Annotated in this window: 10 protein-coding genes; 5 read left to right on the top strand and 5 right to left on the bottom strand. The window is 57.8% G+C overall.

The window, feature by feature from the left end; genetic code table 11:
• Window positions 1-236 precede the first annotated feature (236 nt).
• The 5 genes from RSSM_RS08715 to RSSM_RS08695 all read right to left on the bottom strand — a co-directional run bounded on the left by RSSM_RS08715 (window position 237) and on the right by RSSM_RS08695 (window position 9,740).
• Window positions 237-1,640, bottom strand: coding sequence for a UTP--glucose-1-phosphate uridylyltransferase (locus tag RSSM_RS08715; RefSeq protein ID WP_008676812.1), 1,404 nt, complete (start codon window positions 1,638-1,640; stop codon window positions 237-239).
• A 290-nt stretch (window positions 1,641-1,930) separates the two neighbouring features.
• Complete coding sequence (purD, locus tag RSSM_RS08710; protein WP_008676809.1) at window positions 1,931-3,268, bottom strand: phosphoribosylamine--glycine ligase; 1,338 nt, start codon at window positions 3,266-3,268, stop codon at window positions 1,931-1,933.
• A gap of 417 nt (window positions 3,269-3,685) precedes the next feature.
• The gene (locus RSSM_RS08705; protein WP_008676806.1) at window positions 3,686-7,222 is read right to left on the bottom strand and encodes a hypothetical protein; all 3,537 of its coding nucleotides are present in this window, start codon (window positions 7,220-7,222) and stop codon (window positions 3,686-3,688) included.
• 314 nt (window positions 7,223-7,536) lie between these two features.
• Complete coding sequence (locus RSSM_RS08700; RefSeq protein ID WP_008676804.1) at window positions 7,537-8,154, bottom strand: DUF3467 domain-containing protein; 618 nt, start codon at window positions 8,152-8,154, stop codon at window positions 7,537-7,539.
• A 95-nt stretch (window positions 8,155-8,249) separates the two neighbouring features.
• Window positions 8,250-9,740: an anthranilate synthase component I family protein gene (locus RSSM_RS08695; RefSeq protein ID WP_008676800.1), complete on the bottom strand. Its 1,491-nt coding sequence runs from the start codon at window positions 9,738-9,740 to the stop codon at window positions 8,250-8,252.
• A gap of 290 nt (window positions 9,741-10,030) precedes the next feature.
• On the opposite strand from RSSM_RS08695, the gene RSSM_RS08690 reads away from it, so the two are divergent.
• The 5 genes from RSSM_RS08690 to RSSM_RS08665 all read left to right on the top strand — a co-directional run bounded on the left by RSSM_RS08690 (window position 10,031) and on the right by RSSM_RS08665 (window position 17,036).
• A complete protein-coding gene (locus tag RSSM_RS08690) occupies window positions 10,031-10,348 on the top strand; it encodes a DUF485 domain-containing protein (protein WP_008676798.1) in 318 nt (105 codons plus the stop codon).
• On the top strand, window positions 10,345-12,360 hold the full coding sequence (locus RSSM_RS08685) for a sodium/solute symporter (protein WP_008676796.1): 2,016 nt from the start codon (window positions 10,345-10,347) through the stop codon (window positions 12,358-12,360). The genes RSSM_RS08690 and RSSM_RS08685 overlap by 4 nt, the downstream gene beginning before the upstream one ends.
• A gap of 798 nt (window positions 12,361-13,158) precedes the next feature.
• Complete coding sequence (rho, locus tag RSSM_RS08675) at window positions 13,159-14,487, top strand: transcription termination factor Rho (RefSeq protein WP_008676790.1); 1,329 nt, start codon at window positions 13,159-13,161, stop codon at window positions 14,485-14,487.
• A gap of 301 nt (window positions 14,488-14,788) precedes the next feature.
• Window positions 14,789-15,202 (top strand): Dabb family protein, encoded by a 414-nt coding sequence (locus RSSM_RS08670; protein ID WP_044301895.1) that lies wholly within the window; start codon window positions 14,789-14,791, stop codon window positions 15,200-15,202.
• Window positions 15,203-15,368: 166 nt separating this feature from the next.
• Window positions 15,369-17,036, top strand: a complete 1,668-nt coding sequence (locus RSSM_RS08665) for a DUF1598 domain-containing protein (protein WP_236621024.1) — start codon at window positions 15,369-15,371, stop codon at window positions 17,034-17,036.
• Window positions 17,037-17,069: the final 33 nt, after the last annotated feature.

Raw genomic sequence — 17,069 nt, 5'->3', positions numbered from 1 at the left:
TCGAGCGGTTTCTCAGGGTCGTTTCCGATTTCCCGAGACGCAGCACGCCAAAACGCTTCCGACGACATCCGGTCACATAGAAACCGTGCGACCGATGCGGCGGAGCGTCCAGCAGCATCGGGCCGCAGAAACGGGCTGTCTCGGTCGATTCAGACGTTCAGGCGTCCGCGTCCTTGAGACAGGGAACCTCGAGTACTACGAATCTCTACCGAAAAAGGTCGTCCTCCACAGTCTACTCACGCGTCAAAATATTGGTCAGCCTCGACGCGGGTATTTTCGGGCAACTTCTCTTTCAACTCGCATGGATCGAGCGCGAATTTGGCGTTAATCTCGACTTTGACGCCGTCGGCAACGCTCCCGCCCGCTTCCTCGATCCATCCCCGGTGCAAATCCACAATCGCTTGGCGAGCAAGCAACGGCGTGTCCTTCTCGGCACCATCGGCGTTTTTGATCGGCGCGAACGCCTTCGCCGGGTCGACTTCGTAGATAATCGTTCGTTCAGCGGACGGGAGAAGGTCGAAAATGAAGGTCTCGAATTTGGTCGCGTTAGGCGACTCCGGTTTGACCTCTTCGCCCGAATCCGAAAGGTAAGGCACCTTCTTGCTGGCCCGGTGAAACGGCAACGACGTCTCGCTGCCTTTTTCGCGATCGAGAAACGCGACGTCGAAAATGTGCACCGCAATGCTGCCGGCCCACAATTTCAACCCGCCACCTTCGTCGGTCATTTCAGCCGCTTCGTCGGGAAGGTCGCTGTATTCGATCACGTGAGTTCGCCCGTCCACCTGGACCACGTTGCCGACCTTTTCCGTCGGATAGCGTTTGCGAATCACCTGCGACGTCATTTCGCTTTTGGCGAGCAAGTGGTGACCGATGAATTCAGGGTCGCACAGGGTGACCAACGGGTTGTCGACCTGGAAGTAAAACAGGTGCTGATGCCCGTTGGATTTCATCCTTTCGAGACAACCGTTGCGGTCGAGTGCACGGAGTGTTCCCCCGTGACCGTCCGGACTCAAAGCGAGCGAGTCCTTCGAGGCCAACAACAATTTGCCGTTATCAGAATCAACCGCGGGCATTGTTCCTTGTTTGAAAATGACGACTTGATCGTCGGCCAAACCGAGATTGTTGTTCTCGTCAAAATAAGCACGCGTTTCGGCGTCAGTCGCTTCGCTGATCATCAGGTACCAAGGAATCGTGACGCCGTATCGTTGTCCTGTCGCGGCCAACCGGTCGGCAAAGATTTGAAACAACGTCCGCTGACTCAGCGGCCCGGCAGGGAACATTCCCTTCGGCAAATCGAAACCGAGCCGGGTACCTTGACCGCCGGCGACCAAGATGACCGCGACCTCACCCGCCCGAAGTGCTTCTTCGCCTCGTTTGCGAGCGTCTTCGGGTGACCAATCCACTCCGCTACCGTCGGCCGAAACCGCCATCGGCAACGTCGCGTTCTTAGCCATCGTTGCAAAGTCGATCTGCTCGTCTTCGCCTTTGATCAGGGTGGCCAGCTCATCAAAATCGATGGCCTTGATTTGCGAGGCCAATTGCTCCCGCGAGGCTTCATCGAGTTCGTCCCAATAACGAAGCACGTGGGTTTGATCGTACGGCTTCAGGATCGCGGTCAGTTCTTCGACAGTCGTAGTCATTGAATTGATGGAAAGGTTATCGGGAGATGGATGAGAAGTGTTGCCGGGAAACGGGAAGTGAAAGGAACCTTGGCGTTAAACGTCTGGAGTAACGAGTAGTGAATCTCAAAACGAAGCGTCGAGAGTCGTCTCAACAAGAGCCGCGCTGCGTCGGAACACTCGTGGCGCTTCGAAGCTTAATCTTAGGGTAACGAAACTCATCAAGAGTATCGGGAGGGCTCGTGAATCACCGAAAGTCTCGGCGACTTTCGCTACGGTCTTCAACCCGAATTCTTGATCGTGACGCACCACTAGGAGCGATCGGTAATCGCCACCGCGAGTGCTTTGTCGCTGATGTCTTTGCGGCACCATGCTCCTTGCCAACGGATTTTGGAAACTGCTTTGTACGCCTGCAACTTCGCCGCGCTGATGGTGTCGCCCATTGCGGTGACACCGAGCACACGGCCGCCGGAGTTAACGATTGCCTGCTTCCCGTCGCTAGCGTCACCCGCAAGACTCGTGCCAGCGTGAAAGACCTTCACGTCTTCCATCTCGTCAGCCGCGTCGATGCCGGTAATGGTGTGTCCCTTTTCATAGCTGCCGGGATAACCCTCGCTCGCCATGACCACACATATCGCAGGTCTCGGGTCGAACGTCAGGCTTTCGAGTTCACCCAATCGTCCGTCGGCTACCGCCTCCATCACGTCGACGATGTCGGATTGCAAACGCATCAACAAAGGCTGGCATTCGGGGTCACCGAAGCGTACGTTGAATTCGAGCACCTTCGGGCCGGCCGGTGTCAGCATTAGGCCTGCGTACAAAACGCCTTTGAACGGTCGTCGTGCTCGCTTCATCGCGTGAACGACGGGAACGAGAATCCCCGATTCGACTTCCGCGAGGGTTTGTTCGTCGAGAACCGGCGCCGGGCTGTACGCCCCCATTCCGCCGGTGTTCGGTCCGGTGTCTCCGTCGTTGGCCGGTTTATGGTCTTGCGCGGTCGGTAGCGTCAGAATCGTTTCACCATCGGTAATCGCCAACACGCTGACCTCAGGACCGGTCAAACGTTCCTCGATGATCAATTCTTTTCCGGCGGCACCGAACTCTTTACGAGCCCCGATGCGATCGATCGCCTCCAACGCTTCGCTGCGGGTTTCGCAGACGACGACGCCCTTGCCCGCGGCCAAACCGTCGGCTTTGACCACCACGTTGACCGGATCGGACGGGTCACTGTATCGGTCCTTGATGTATCGCATCGCGTCATCGGCCGCCCGGAATGTCCGATAGTCGGCGGTCGGAATGTCTGCCGAACGGAGCAGGTTTTTGCAGAAAACCTTGCTGCCCTCGAGTTCCGCGGCGGCGCTCGACGGACCGAAAACCTTCAACCCCGCCTCCTGCATGTCGTCCACCAAACCGGCGACCAAAGGAGCCTCCGGTCCGACGACGACCAAACCCACGTTGTTCGACTTTGCGAACTCGATCAACGCAGGATGATCGGATTGATCGAGATCGACGTTGATGGCATCCACCGCCGTTCCGGCATTCCCGGGGGCGACGAAAACCTTGTCCACTCGAGGGCTTTGGTTGATCTTCCACGCCAAAGCGTGCTCGCGACCGCCGCTACCGACGACCAAAACGTTCATTGGATTCATAAAAGACGAACAATTGGGGATGACGGCAGACCCAAAGTCGCCGAATCCGAATAGGGGTACAAATGAAAACGCCGGCGAGGACAGATTGACAACTACGTGCAATCCCTGCCGGCGTTATGCTAACGAAATCTGGCATCCTACCGAGTACGCGGGCCTGACCCGCATACGACAAACTTTCCCAAAGTTGCTCCCATCGGTAAACCGGGCATCCACCTGAGCTTTTATCGAGCCAGAACAGCTATCCGGCTCGGCAGTTTTGCGGCAAGTCCGCGATTTGCCCGCCGCATGCGGTGAAATTTGCCCGCCGTACGCGACAAACGCAGTACAGCGACTCAAAAGCCGGCCCCGAAAAGCCGGACCTGATAGCCAACTCAGATAGCCAAATCTGACGACCGGCTTTCCCAGACCCGAGACGCCTTAGGTTGCCGATGCCAAACGATCGAGCATGACCGGGTCGGTCGGCGACGGCGACATCGGATCGAGCCCGAGGGTGCCTTCGAGCGACTTGACGTAGTCTGCTGACTCGGCGATTTTCCGCTGATCGCTCGCGTACTGCAGACGTGCTTGCAGGCCGAGACGGTCAACGGCTTCCTCGTTTTCGGGGCACGCGATGTACTCCTTCAAACGTTCTTCAAACGCCTTCCAGTGCTGGATATCGTGAGTCTGTTTGGTTTCCAAACGACGTTTGTACCAATCGCTCTGGATCAGCGTTTCGCGTTTGAACAGATCACGAACTTCTGGCGAGTCGATCGTGTGACCGTTGTGATCGCCCTTTGTCATGATGTCGAGCACGGCACGAAGCGGCGGGCAGGCGAGTTCATACCCGAAGTCATCGTAGTAGTTCTTCGACACGCGAGCTTGAGCTTCCGCGATTTGCAGAATCCCGTCCGCGAACGCATCTTCGTCTTGCGTTTCGGGACGCAGGATCGATTCGGTGAATACCTTGGCAGGGTTGTCGAACACACGAGCGAGATACGTGCGAACAAACTTCTCGGTGATCCGATAACCCAAACGGCTGCCTGGAATCGGCGTGCCTTTGTAGGTGAAGTCTTCGACCTTCTCGAGCATGCCGTTGGCGATCAAGTTCGCCGGCTCGCGTTCCTCCGCACCCATCCGGCACCAAACCTCAGGGATCAACAATGAGATATCGTGCCCGACTTCGAAGTGCGGTCCGATATGACCAGCCGGGGTGCTGAAGCCGCCCAACTGCGTCAAGATCATCGACACGATCGCCGAGTTCAAATCGATCGCTGGGTGCAGGGCGTTGAACGGCCCCTTGGTCAACGCACCTTCACTCCCCGCACCCGTCGTGCTCGGGCTCTTCCCGGTCAACGAACACACATAGTCCATGATCAACTCGGGCAGCTCTTGGTAGTGCAGCGGCGAGTACACGGCGAGCGAACGGATACCGGCTTCCCGGTCCGGCGGATTGTTACGACGTCCCGACAACACCGCACCGACAGGCGTCAGCACAGGTTTGCCCGGTGCGAGTTTGCGATGCAATTGCAAACCACGCATGGCGACATAGGTCTCCAGGTGCCGGACGATGTCAGGACGGTCCTGTAGGTATCGAGGGTTCTTGGTTCGGGTACCGTTGACGATCCGAGGATCGGCGGTACTGACCACGTACCCGTCTTCGGCCGCAGCGGCCTGTTCGAGCAGCTCTTCCATCGGTCCGGTGAACTTATCGAACTCGATCGCATCGCGAATGATATCTTTCGCTTGCTGGCTGGTGAGCGGTTCAAAGTTACTGATGAAGTTGTTCGGGCCGGAAAGATCCAACTCAGTCTGTTTGTCCAGTCCACGGTGCACGGCATCGTCAGGACGTTGGAACAGACGATACTCACAGTTCTCGACGAACTTGTAACTGCCTGCCGGTGAGATCATCGAACCGAGGTTCTCGAGGCTGCCGGCAGGGATCACGACGCTCGCCGAGATGTCGTCTTCGCGTTGAACCTTTGCCGCGGCGATGAAGTCCTGACGCAGCTTGAACGTCCGCCATCGCGAATCTTCCAAACCGACACGCAGGTAAGTTCCGACCAACGTCCGGTCGCCGATCTTCAATTCGTGGCCGGGTGAACCGTTAACAATGTCGACGCGGAATTGCTCTCGCCAGTTGGTTTCCGGACTCGTGCCGATGAACCGTTTAACAATCAGTGCGATCGCGTAAACGTGTTCCGGAATGCTCTCGAGCCACGCGTTGTACTCGTCGTTGTATTCGGGCGACGGGGTCAACAGCTTGATCACGCTACCGAGCGATCGTTTCTGGTCGAGCACTTTGCGGGTCGGCCGCTCGGCATAAACCTTCGCACCTTCGGCTCCGGGGGCCCAACGTGTGCTGTAGTCTTTCGCGAAAATCTCATCGACCAACGCAAAGTCTTTGTCGTGATCTTTGACAAAGATCGGACCATAGAGCATGTAATCGCGAAGACTCTTGCTAATTTCGCTCTTACCGCCACCGGAAACCGTGCATGGTTTGTGGCAGAACACACCTTCGCCGGCCGTACCGATCAAACGCCAACTCGGTGCGTTCGCGTGTTTGGCAAGCTGCAGTTTGTAACCGCTCGGGGCGATGTAAACTTCATCCGGCGAGAGCGGAATTGACTGGGTCACACCGGCGGCGTCTTTCCACCGAATGTGACGGTGATGCAACGACGCGAACGCACTCTCAGGAATGTAGATCACCTGAGGGTACTTCTTATCGATGCCATACCCTTCGGGCTGGATATCGATGAAGTCGGTGTACTTCTCGGCCACTTCGGCAAACGTCTGCCCGTTGTACAAACGGCTCTTCACCTGGAAGTGATCGCCGAGCGAGTACGACGCGAACGCGAGTGCACCACCGGCGTGCTCCTCTTCGGCACCGCCCATCAAGTTTGCCGCGTAGCTGAGTTGCGTCTTGACCTCTTTCTTGCAGTAGCCGTAATAGTTGTCGGCGATCAACGTAACGATCACGCCCGAATCATCGCGGCAAGTCAGCTTGAATGCCGAACCGTCGTTGTAAAGTTCGTCTTCGGACTTCCAACACATCCGGTCACGACGTTGACGCTCGGTCGCGTCGTCATAGTGCGGCAGGCCGACTTCCTTTTTCGTCATCGACGTCAGGTGCGTTGCCAGAATCACACATCCGGTGTGGCCACTCCAGTGAACCGCATCGAGTCCCGCGTCACCACCGGCGACCAACGGATCGCCCGCGTTGCCAAAGATCGACTCCACAAAGTCCAAATTGCTGCAGTGAATCCCCGGTGTGAAGAATCGGGTTTCCATCGTCTTAAATTCGGTCACACCCGGAACAGCCGGGGCGACGAGAGGACGGAGCATCAGGGACACCCATGTTCTTGCCGGTTCCGGTGAAGTTTGGGTGTACGGCAACTCCATGTCGCTGTCCGGCGGGGTCATCGCAGCCGAGAAGAGTTTAATGAAAACTTCTTTTGGAACAGCGCGTTTATCACCCGGGATCGGCAAACCGCCTTCAACAACGTGGAAGGTTCCCGCGGTCGTTCGGCGGTCGGACTTCGGATTGTTGAGCACGCCGTTGAAGCAGCGGTACGATTTGACCAGTTCATTCTCGAAGGACTTCTCGCCCAACGGGAGGCTCAACTCGCGGGCCAAACCATGACGGTCCAGGTTGAGCGATCGCGAAGGCAGCTTGAGATTTTCAGCGCCCGCACAACCATCGAAATATCGGGACAAGAACTCTTCAATCCGTCCATCGATCGGAGGTTGGTGTTGACGGAGGATCGCGTTTCGTTCGCGGAAACTTTCCAGCAACTCACGCGGCAAAGCCGACTTTGGTTGCTCTTGGCCGGACTCATGCGGCGGCGTCAAACCGGCCATCGCGAGTTGGAAGGTCAGGTAACTTTGACGGCGTTGGCGTTCCGCGGGCGATGATGCCAACTCGGCGTCCCAGCCCACGGCTCGTTGCAATTCTGCGGAGTCTCGAAGCAATGACACGGGGGGGCTCCCAAACAAGGTCTCGGTAGTAAACCCAAGGTCGCCGGTGGCGATCTTAGGACCTACCCGAAAACTCATCAGCCGCTCAGCGTTCGCCGCGGCTGGCTCGAAGCAACCGGAGCTAACTCCCGCCGGATAATCTATTTAGCGAAGTTTTCGAATAGGTTCTTATCGTGCCGAACAGCTTAGCAAATTGCGCACGAAGACAAAGCGGTCAGGGGTGCGACAGTTCTAACGTGAACACCTTCTCACACATTTGAACGAGCATTGTTTCGACTGCGCAAACCAAATCGACTCGGGAGCATCCCGCGGATTCAGAGATCCGTATCGGGTTTGTCGGTTGGGCCGCCTGGTTCCTGTGTCGGCGGGGGCGGGTTCTGCCGCTCCTGAACCTGACGCACTGCGCCTTTGAGCGAATCGAGCAAACGAGGCACCTGCCCCGCCGCCAGGAACACCCGTGCACTGACGGCCGACTGTGGAAAGAAACTCGTTAGGAAATCCAGCCCAAACTCGGTCGCACCGTGCCCGATCATCACGCCGTTGGCGTAAACCCCCGAGAGCGCCTCGTCGGGCAGTTTGAGGTCGTCATAGATTTCCTGCGGACTCGGGCGTTTCTGATCGGGGTTGGGGTTGGCCGGAGGCGCCGCGGGCTCACCAAATCGACTGCGAAAGATATCCAGGTTCTTCTGCAACGCGTCCACGAACTGCGGCATGACGGCGTGTGGGATGACCACACGGGTCGCGACCCGATGCGGCCGACCGATCGTTTGTAAAAAATCGATGATGAATTCGTTTTGCCCGGTCATCACGATCGCCCCAGTACTGAAACAACCACCGGCGACATGATCGGGGACACGGGCACGCAGGGCGGGATTGTCGTTCGGAGCAGGCTGCTCGGGCTGTTGTTCGGGTTGTTGGTTGTCAAAAGTCATGAACCTGCCAATCGATTTCAATGCCGACGAATATGTTGATTCTCAATCATGACCGCGATCGATATCGCGACGCCATGCCGTGCCCGGCATTGAACTTAGCCTGCCGGCGCGATCGCTTCGAGGAGGCTGGCCGCCTTCACCCATGTTTCTTCGGTTTCTCGCACCGGATGGCTGCGTGCGGTGATTCCGCCACCGACCGGAAACTCCCACACTGACTCACCTGTGGACGCTCGGCGCTGAGTTACCGTGCGGATCAGAATATTGAAATCCGCCGCGCCGCTGAGGCTGACGTAACCGAGTGAACCGCAGTAGGGCCCTCGCGGTCGCTGCTCGAGCTGCGCGATCGTCTTCATTGCTTCCACCTTGGGCGCTCCCGTGATGCTGCCACCCGGAAAACAAGCCGCCAACAAATCGGCCACCGTGGCGTCATCGCCGAGCACTCCCTGCACCGTCGACACCAAGTGCTGCACGCTTTGATAACGTTCGAGTTCGCAGAGCTTGGTCACCTCAACGCTCGCATCGGTACAAACGCGAGACAGATCATTTCGCATTAAATCAACGATCATGATGTTTTCGGACCGATCTTTTTCGCTGCGCAGAAGTTCTTCGCCTAAACGCACAGTTTCTTCTTCATCGCTCGTCTTCGCGACTGTGCCTTTGATCGGCCGGGTCACGACGACGCGTTCGGAATTCTCGCCGACGCGAACCTGCAGGAAACCTTCCGGTGACGAACTCAGAACGTGATACTCCCCGGCATCGAAATAGGCCGCATAAGGAGCCGGGTTGGACTGTCGTAGTCTCGCGTAAAGATCAACCGATGAATCAGTCGCCACACAAGACAACGTCTGCGCGAGATTCACCTGAAACGAATCGCCCTGACAGATCCGATCAACAATTTCCTTCACCGCCGCCGCGTAACGTTGATCGGTGAAGTTGCTCGATACCTGCGAACGGGTAAAACCGGCCTTCGACACGTCCTTTAATTCCATGGGGTCAACCGCGGGCTGCTTGCCGAGGAAATCGAGGACCTGATCGGCGCGTTTTTCTGCGCGGGCACGATCGGTCTCGAACGTTTCGCCGAGCCCCGTGCTGAGCAACCACACGTTCCCGCGGGCATGATCCAACGCGAGCGTCCAGTCATACAGCCCGATCGCCATGCCAGGTATCGATTCCCGGGCATCATCACCACGCTCTTCCTGCAGAGATTCATCCACCCGGCGCAGCGAGGGCTCGAGCCACCAAGAAGACTCGTACGCGAGCAACCCCGCAATTCCGCCCCAAAACGGCGGCAAATCGGCATCCCGGGTACTAGGGGACAGGTGCTGTAGTTTACGACACCACTCGTGCAACACCGGCCACGGGTCCGGTGAATCCACGTCCACCCCACACCACGCGACCGGATCGGCGGCCAAGAACGAGTAACGCCCTCGGTCGTATTGATTGTCCGACGCTGAATCGAACCAGATGCAGTTGGGCAGATGATTCAGTCTCGCAAAACAACCCGCCAACCCGTCCGACAGCAGCGAGGCCCAACGAGAATCCTGATCGAGCCTTCTCGCCACGTGAATCGGTCCGCTGGTCTGCACTCCCAAATTTCTTCCTCACTCGATATCAGTTGCTCGCCCCAAACCGAACGCTCTCAAACACGTCCGTCAAAAAACGCTCGGTCGCGAATCCCCCATGAACCTAACCGAGACGACGGGCACGGCAATCGACGCTTGGCCAGTTTACGATCCGGTTTTTGGAATCGGAACACAAATTTCTGACTGCGCAACACGAGGATGTATAGACGAGTGCCCACAACGAACGTTTGATCGGCTATCCTGTGGCCGACATTCCCACCTTCACCCCCGCCTAACAACCCAGCGACCGACTCTTGTCTGAACAACCTGATTCTCCGCTCGATGCCGAAGCGACGCAGAAGGCATCGCGTCTCGGATTGACGCTTTTCTTTATCTACACGCTCGTCTATCTCGGCTTCGTGCTGCTCAACGCGTTTGCCGCCGACACGATGGACACCGTCGTCGTCGCGGGGCTGAACCTGGCGATCGTGTACGGGTTCGGATTGATCATCGTGGCGATCGTGATGGCATTTATTTATGGCTTCGCCTCGCGAACCGACAACGCCGTCGCGGCGCCCACTAGCAGCGATCACGGCAGCACCACCGATGGCACGGAGGGTTCTGCGAAATGATCTACGATCCATCAATAACCGCAGTCGTGGTGTTCTTCCTCTTCGTCGGCTTTACCGTCGGGCTGAGCTTTTATCTCGGCAGCAAAGCAAAGTCCTCGGCTGGTTACTTCGCCGCCCACGGACAGATCCCATGGTTCATTAACGGAGTCGCGTTCGCGGGCGACTACCTCTCGGCAGCCTCGTTCCTGGGAATTTGCGGCATGATCGCCGCCTACGGCTACGACGGCTTCCTCTACTCAATCGGCTATCTCGCCGGCTGGATCGTCGCGTTGTTCGTGATCGCAGAACCGATGAAGCGACTCGGCAAATTCACGTTTGCCGACGCACTCGACGCAAAGTTCAATTCGCCCGGCATCAAAGCCGCCGCCGGGATCAGCACGCTCATCGTCAGCGTGTTTTACCTGATTCCTCAAATGGTCGGCGCTGGCGTACTCATCCAACCGCTGCTGGGATTCCCGCACTGGGTTGGGGTTGTACTGGTTGGATGTGTCGTGATCACCATCGTTGTCACCGCGGGGATGGTTTCCACCACGTGGGTGCAGTTCCTCAAAGGTTCGCTGCTGGTCGTGTTCAGCGCTGTGCTCGTGGTGTTGGTACTCAAACAAGGATTCCGAACCGACCGGAACGCGTTCGAAACCATCGGTCCGCTCGCGATCGCATCCGACAATTCAGATCCTGGATCGGACCAGGCGAACGGCCTGCGAACACGCATCGCCCAGGAAACCGGCCGATCGCTGTACGCTGCCGGTGCGCAGCCTGACGCCGCGGACAGCAACGACGGTTGGTCGGAATCGGAAAACTACATCCGCTTTGCCTCTGAAAGCGACGATGGTTTCGACGTCTTCCGAATCGAGCAACGAGAGGACGGGATGTACCTGACCGAGGCGCAAGCCAAAACGGTGAACACCGACGGCAAAACGCTGATCGGTGGATTGCCGAAGGGGACAGACAACGGAGAACGGACCCTCAAACCGGTCGGTCACCTGAGCCGACTGCCCGAAGAGTTCAACGCACCCGATTCCGACGACGGATCGGCCAACGCATCGGAAGAAACCGGCAGACTCGGACCGATTCAGTTCTTCGACGTGCTACGGCGCAGCGAAGTGACGTTGTGGGGCAGCGACCGGATCGCGGGGACCGACGGAACCGTCACGACGGTTTACTACCAGAAACCAACCTCCGGTTCACGCGTGCTCCGCCCCGGCGAACACCCACGGTTTGCGGGCATACGCAGCGGCCGATGGACCGACCGGGTGAACTTCCTGTCACTGATGCTGGCGCTTTTCTGTGGGACGGCGTCGTTGCCACACATTTTGATTCGTTATTACACGGTCAAAGACGCCGCAGCGGCCCGCAAGAGCACGATCGTGGGAATCGCGAGCATCGGTTTCTTCTACGTGTTGACTCTGTACCTCGGTCTCGGTGCGATGACCAGCGGAACGTTGGACGTCACCAACAGCAACATGGCGGCACCGCTGCTCGCCCGAGGAATCAGCGATCTGTTGTTCGCAATCATTTCAGCGATCGCATTCACCACAGTTCTCGGCACGGTCAGCGGTCTGATCCTCGCCAGCAGCGGTGCGGTTGCCCACGATCTGCTCGGCGGCGTGATGGGCGTTCAGTTCTCCGAAGGCAACCAAGTCCGCGTGGCCAAAATCGCAGCGGTCGTCGTCGGCGCGATTTCGATCGTTCTCGGAATTCTCTTCCAAAACCTCAACGTCAGCTATCTGGTGGGGTGGGCGTTCAGCATCGCCGCCAGCGCAAACCTGCCTGCCCTCGTGATGCTTCTCTTTTGGAAACGCACCACCGCGGCAGGGATCATCGCCAGCGTTGTCGTCGGCATGTTCAGCTCGCTCGGTTGGATCCTGTTGTCCGCCGACACGTTCGGGAAAGTGTACGGGATCGATCCGGCGAGCAGCCCGATCCCGTTCAGCCAACCCGGCATCGTGACGATCCCTCTCGCTCTGCTAACGCTGGTCGTCGTCTCACTGATGACGCAGAAAGCTCGCTAATCCGGGAGGTTTCGCTACCGAGGAACCTTCACCGCCGACCACAGTGGATTTAAAAAGCGATGGACTCGGAAAATTCGACTCGTATCCCACACGTCGCTGCGATTTCCGGCTGAAACGCCCGGGAAAGCAGCGTGATGGCGGCAAAATGGGTCGATCCGATTTTGCCTGAAAAAGTTCGCGTGGGGGCCGATTGCAGGCAAACCCGGCTTGACATGCCCCCACAGTCGCCTATATTTGCGAGTAAATGGCATTGGTTTTGGCCCAAGGGTCTATCGACCTCATCGTCCAATCCAATCTTTCCGTGGCCCCCAGAACTGAAACGCTTTTCGCATTTTCAGCGTGTGGCCTCACCCAGTCGGTTCCTTTTTCTGCGTAACCAACTGGGCATCGATCGCGAATTTTTCGAATCATTGGCACGATAATTGATCCGGATCTCACATCCGGTCGCGCCGCAGACGGCGGGCGATACTCAATTTGACAATGTAACAGGTGTGTCCCTGACTCGTTGGATGGGAATCTTTTTGGCAAGGACTTGCCGTTCGTGTGAGCACTTGATCGCACGAACACACTGGTCGCCCTGATGGTGATACCGCCACCTTCGGTGCACTCGACCTCACAATCGTTTTTCAAACGCGGTTCCTCTTGTTGGTTGCCTTTATCGGCTCGGTGTTTTCGCCACCCCCGAAATGCGTTGGTCTTCGCTGAAGACCGGCAAATCTTCGTGTGGATGCTGTGTTGAAAACACCTCAAATGCTCTCCTTCGCGGAGGCTCCGAGACAGGTTTACCTGGATTAAAAGATGGCAAAAAAGAAGCGCTCATCACGCAGCCGAGGTGGTTTCGGCTCTCAGAATGGCTCCTCAAACGGATCGTCTTCCGGTGGAAACGGGGGCAGCAAACCTCGCACTCGTCGTCGCCGCCGTGGAGGCGGAGGCGGAGGCGGCGGAAAGCAGAACGGAGGATCCAACGGTGAACCGGCGGACTTCGTCAGCGACGCACCACTCGAAGAGTGGGCCGGCATTCTGGAAATGCACCCCAACGGATACGGGTTCCTGCGAAGCGCGTCAAACAACTACACACGTGAACGTACCGACCCGTTCGTTCCCGGAACCATGGTCGAAAAGTTCGGCCTCCGCCAAGGCGTCATGCTGCACACGATGGTCCAGCAGGCCAAACGGCAACAAGGCCCGCGGGTCCGCGAAATCCTCGACGTTGACGGCCAACCGCCGGAAAAATACCCGGACATGCCGCTGTTCGATGACCTGACGGCAATCAACCCGGAAGAGTTCCTGAAACTCGAAAAGGGAAAACAACCTCTTACCAACCGAGTCATCGACCTTCTCGCCCCACTCGGTCGTGGACAACGCGCGTTGATCGTCGCACCGCCACGCAGCGGCAAGACAATCATGCTTCAGCACATCGCCGAAGGCATGTCGGAAAACCATCCCGATGTGAAGTTGATGGTGCTGCTGATCGACGAACGACCTGAAGAGGTCACCGACATGCGGCGCAGCATCACCAACGGCGAAGTCATCGCGAGCAGCCTGGATATGGATATCGAAAGCCATGTCCGACTGAGCCAATTGGCGATCGATCGTGCCAAACGTCTCGCCGAATCAGGCCAAGACGTGTTCTTGATGCTCGACTCGATCACCCGCCTTGCTCGTGCGTTCAACAAATGGGTCGGCAAGTCCGGCCGCGGTGGAGCAACCGGTACCGGCGGTTTGGACATCCGAGCGATGGACGTCCCGAAGAAACTCTTCGCCACCGCACGTGCCTTCCAAGAAGGCGGCTCGCTGACCATCGTGGGCACCTGCCTGGTCGATACGAACAGCCGGATGGACGAAGCGATCTTCCAAGAGTTCAAAGGTACCGGGAACATGGAAGTGGTTCTCGATCGCCGACTCGCCGATCGTCGTGTCTACCCCGCGATCGACATCTCGCAATCTGGAACACGACGCGAAGAGCTGCTGCTCGACGAAGAAACCTACGAAACGGTCTCGATGCTGCGTCGCACTCTGAGCGAAATGCACCCGGTCGATGCGATGGAACAGTTAACGAAACAGCTCGGTCGCTTCGACGACAACGAAGGTTTCCTGAAACTGATCTCCGGTGCCAAACTCGCCTAGCCCCGCGGCACAGTTCAGCTCTCGGGTAGCCATAGTGGATCTTGCGAATGATCCTCATGCAGCAGGATCTTCCACAGAGATCCACTCCCCCAAAAGAAACAGAGCTGGCACAAACTGCTAGAACACGGCACCGCTCGACAACCAGCCGATGGTTTTGACAATGGCCACAGGGCTCGAAGAAAGCCATCGTCAGACCGGGCACACGAGACGAATTCTTTGGTGGTCACGAACGCCGCGACACCTACTGCGGTAGCCGGCGCGGTAAGATGTGGGAGCATTTCCAACTCCCCTCTCGTACGTGATGAGCACCACTCCCGTGAAAACGACGTTGTCCCTTTTTGTCGCCATCGCTCTGCTGGCGATCACCTCCATGCAAGTTGCCGCTGTGGGTTCCGAAGCAAAATCAGAGACCAAGAAACTACGTCACGTCGTGATGTTTGGCTTCAATGAGTCCAGCACTGAGGCGGACGTCCAGCACGTGGTCGACGAATTCGCGAAACTGCCCAGCAAGATCGACTCGATCGTGGACTTCGAACACGGCGTCAACAAAAGCCCCGAAGGCCTCAACGACGGCCTGACGCACTGCTTCCTCGTGACGTTCGCCGACGAAGCCGGCCGGGAAGCATACCTGCCGCATCCTGCCCACAAAGCCTTCGTCGAAGTCCTCAAACCTCACATGGCCAAAGCCGTCGTGGTCGATTATTGGGCCGAGTAGTCTCGACATCGATCGATACGCAGACTTCTGATTACTCCGTCTCGCATGCGAAATTTGCCAAAAATTTTGCGGACGATCGCGGACTTGATACATTTCTAAGACGCGAGCTTCGAAAGTCTTCGAGTTCGCGTCTTTTCTTTTGCTCATCGAGGAAGTTGCGATGCGGATGCCTTTGACCGTTAGGGTGCTTTGTTTCTTTGCCGCGTTCGCGACGTTACCCACCGGGCTGCTCGTCCCCCCCAACGCACAGGCTCAGCAAGGCGGCTTTTCGGGGCAATTCGGTGGCCCCATCGCGGTCAACGAACCACTCTCGGGACCGCAACCCGGTGCCGGCGCGGGCCTTCCCGGCGAGAACGCCGGTCGCGGCGGCGGCTCGATGGCCGATTTCGATTCACTGATGACGCTGATCCAACAAACCGTCGAACCGGATTCTTGGGAAGCTCTCGGCGGCGTGGGAACCATGGCACCCTACCCGCAAGGCGTGATGGTCGATCCGCGTGGACTGCTCCGCGACTACGATCCCCAAACACCGGTGAAGACCGACAACGCCGCACTCATCTCCAAGATGCTCGCCGGGCGACAAACCGAACAACGCGACCTTCCCGCGAACGAACACGACTGGCGATCGCCCGCTCGCGCTCGATGCATTTCTATCCGCCGAATGATGCAGGCACTCGCAACACGAAACTTGCAGATGCAGCAGTCCGGCCCAACCGCGAACGAGTCAACTGCCAACGGGGACACACAGATCGACGAGGAACTCGAAGCGTTTCGAGCCATGGCAGGCCTATCTCGCGTCACGTTGGCTCTGGTGACGGCCGATGATTTGATCCTCGCCGGTCCGGTTGCCGGATTCGATGAATTCGACGGATGGCAAATTGATCGCAAGACCGGAATGCCGCCGATGAGCCTAGTCTCGATGGCGGTTGGACTAAAAGCAGCCCGGAGCGGCGTCGCCTACGGTTGCACGATCGACCCGACACCCGAAGGACTTCGCAACGCGGCGGCGTTTGGACAGAAGGTAACCGGCGGCGAAATCCCGATGGCTCGGGCGGCCGATGAACTCGCCTCAGCATTGGGGCGACAAGACATCCTGGTTTTCGGAACCACGCCTTCTCACGAGGTCGCATACCTCATGGTCGAAGCCGACCGACATATGAAACGCTTGGCTCTCGGCGACCAACCGATGCCCGAACGCGTTCGCAACTATTTGCAGATGCTCTCATCAACGGGCGACGGCACACCGCCGACCGACCTATTGCTGCGACTCTGGTTTACGTCGGACATGATGGATGTCCGAGCCACAGACGTCGACGGCGACAAGATCGTTCAAATCGCCGGCCGACCGATCCGGCTCAGCGGCGAGAACGAACGCGCCCAACTCGACGGAGCCCGCGGCAATCGCACGGTCGATCCGGCCTCGCTCGCGTTCGTCGAACACTTCAATCAAAACTGGGTCGGCATCCGTACCCAGTATCCGATTTACGGGGCCCTGGAATCGGTCTACATGGCAACCGCGATCTGCGAATTGTGGAAACGTGTCGCCACCACGTCCGACCACGAAACACTCCAACGTGCCATGATGTACTTTGCCGCAGAACAAGCCGAGAAGCTCAACCCACCGACGCAGGTCGACTCCATCGCCGTCTATCATCGATACCGAAAAGGCCGCAAACAACACCAAGTCTTGATGGCCAGCGGCGGAGTCAAAATCGCACCAGAAGAACTCGTGCCGCTGAAGACCGCAGACTATCCGGGCTTGAAACCATATATCAAATTCCGCGACGAACGCCCCACCAACCGATGGTGGTGGAACGCGAACATCGAGAACTAATCAGTCCGCGTAGCCCCCGCCACTTCGTCCCCC

This window comes from Aporhodopirellula sallentina SM41 (assembly GCF_000346505.1).
Lineage (GTDB): Bacteria > Planctomycetota > Planctomycetia > Pirellulales > Pirellulaceae > Rhodopirellula > Rhodopirellula sallentina.
Note: the sequence above shows the minus strand (reverse complement) of the source record. Positions and strands in the feature narration are given on the sequence as shown.

What these genes read in the sequence shown, in the direction of transcription:
- RSSM_RS08715 (WP_008676812.1), bottom strand. Translation starts at nt 1,640, where the DNA reads ATGACTACGACTGTCGAAGAACTGACCGCGATCCTGAAGCCGTACGAT.
- purD (WP_008676809.1), bottom strand. Translation starts at nt 3,268, where the DNA reads ATGAATCCAATGAACGTTTTGGTCGTCGGTAGCGGCGGTCGCGAGCAC.
- RSSM_RS08700 (WP_008676804.1), bottom strand. Translation starts at nt 8,154, where the DNA reads ATGACTTTTGACAACCAACAACCCGAACAACAGCCCGAGCAGCCTGCT.
- RSSM_RS08685 (WP_008676796.1), top strand. Translation starts at nt 10,345, where the DNA reads ATGATCTACGATCCATCAATAACCGCAGTCGTGGTGTTCTTCCTCTTC.
- rho (WP_008676790.1), top strand. Translation starts at nt 13,159, where the DNA reads ATGGCAAAAAAGAAGCGCTCATCACGCAGCCGAGGTGGTTTCGGCTCT.
- RSSM_RS08670 (WP_044301895.1), top strand. Translation starts at nt 14,789, where the DNA reads ATGAGCACCACTCCCGTGAAAACGACGTTGTCCCTTTTTGTCGCCATC.
- RSSM_RS08665 (WP_236621024.1), top strand. Translation starts at nt 15,369, where the DNA reads ATGCCTTTGACCGTTAGGGTGCTTTGTTTCTTTGCCGCGTTCGCGACG.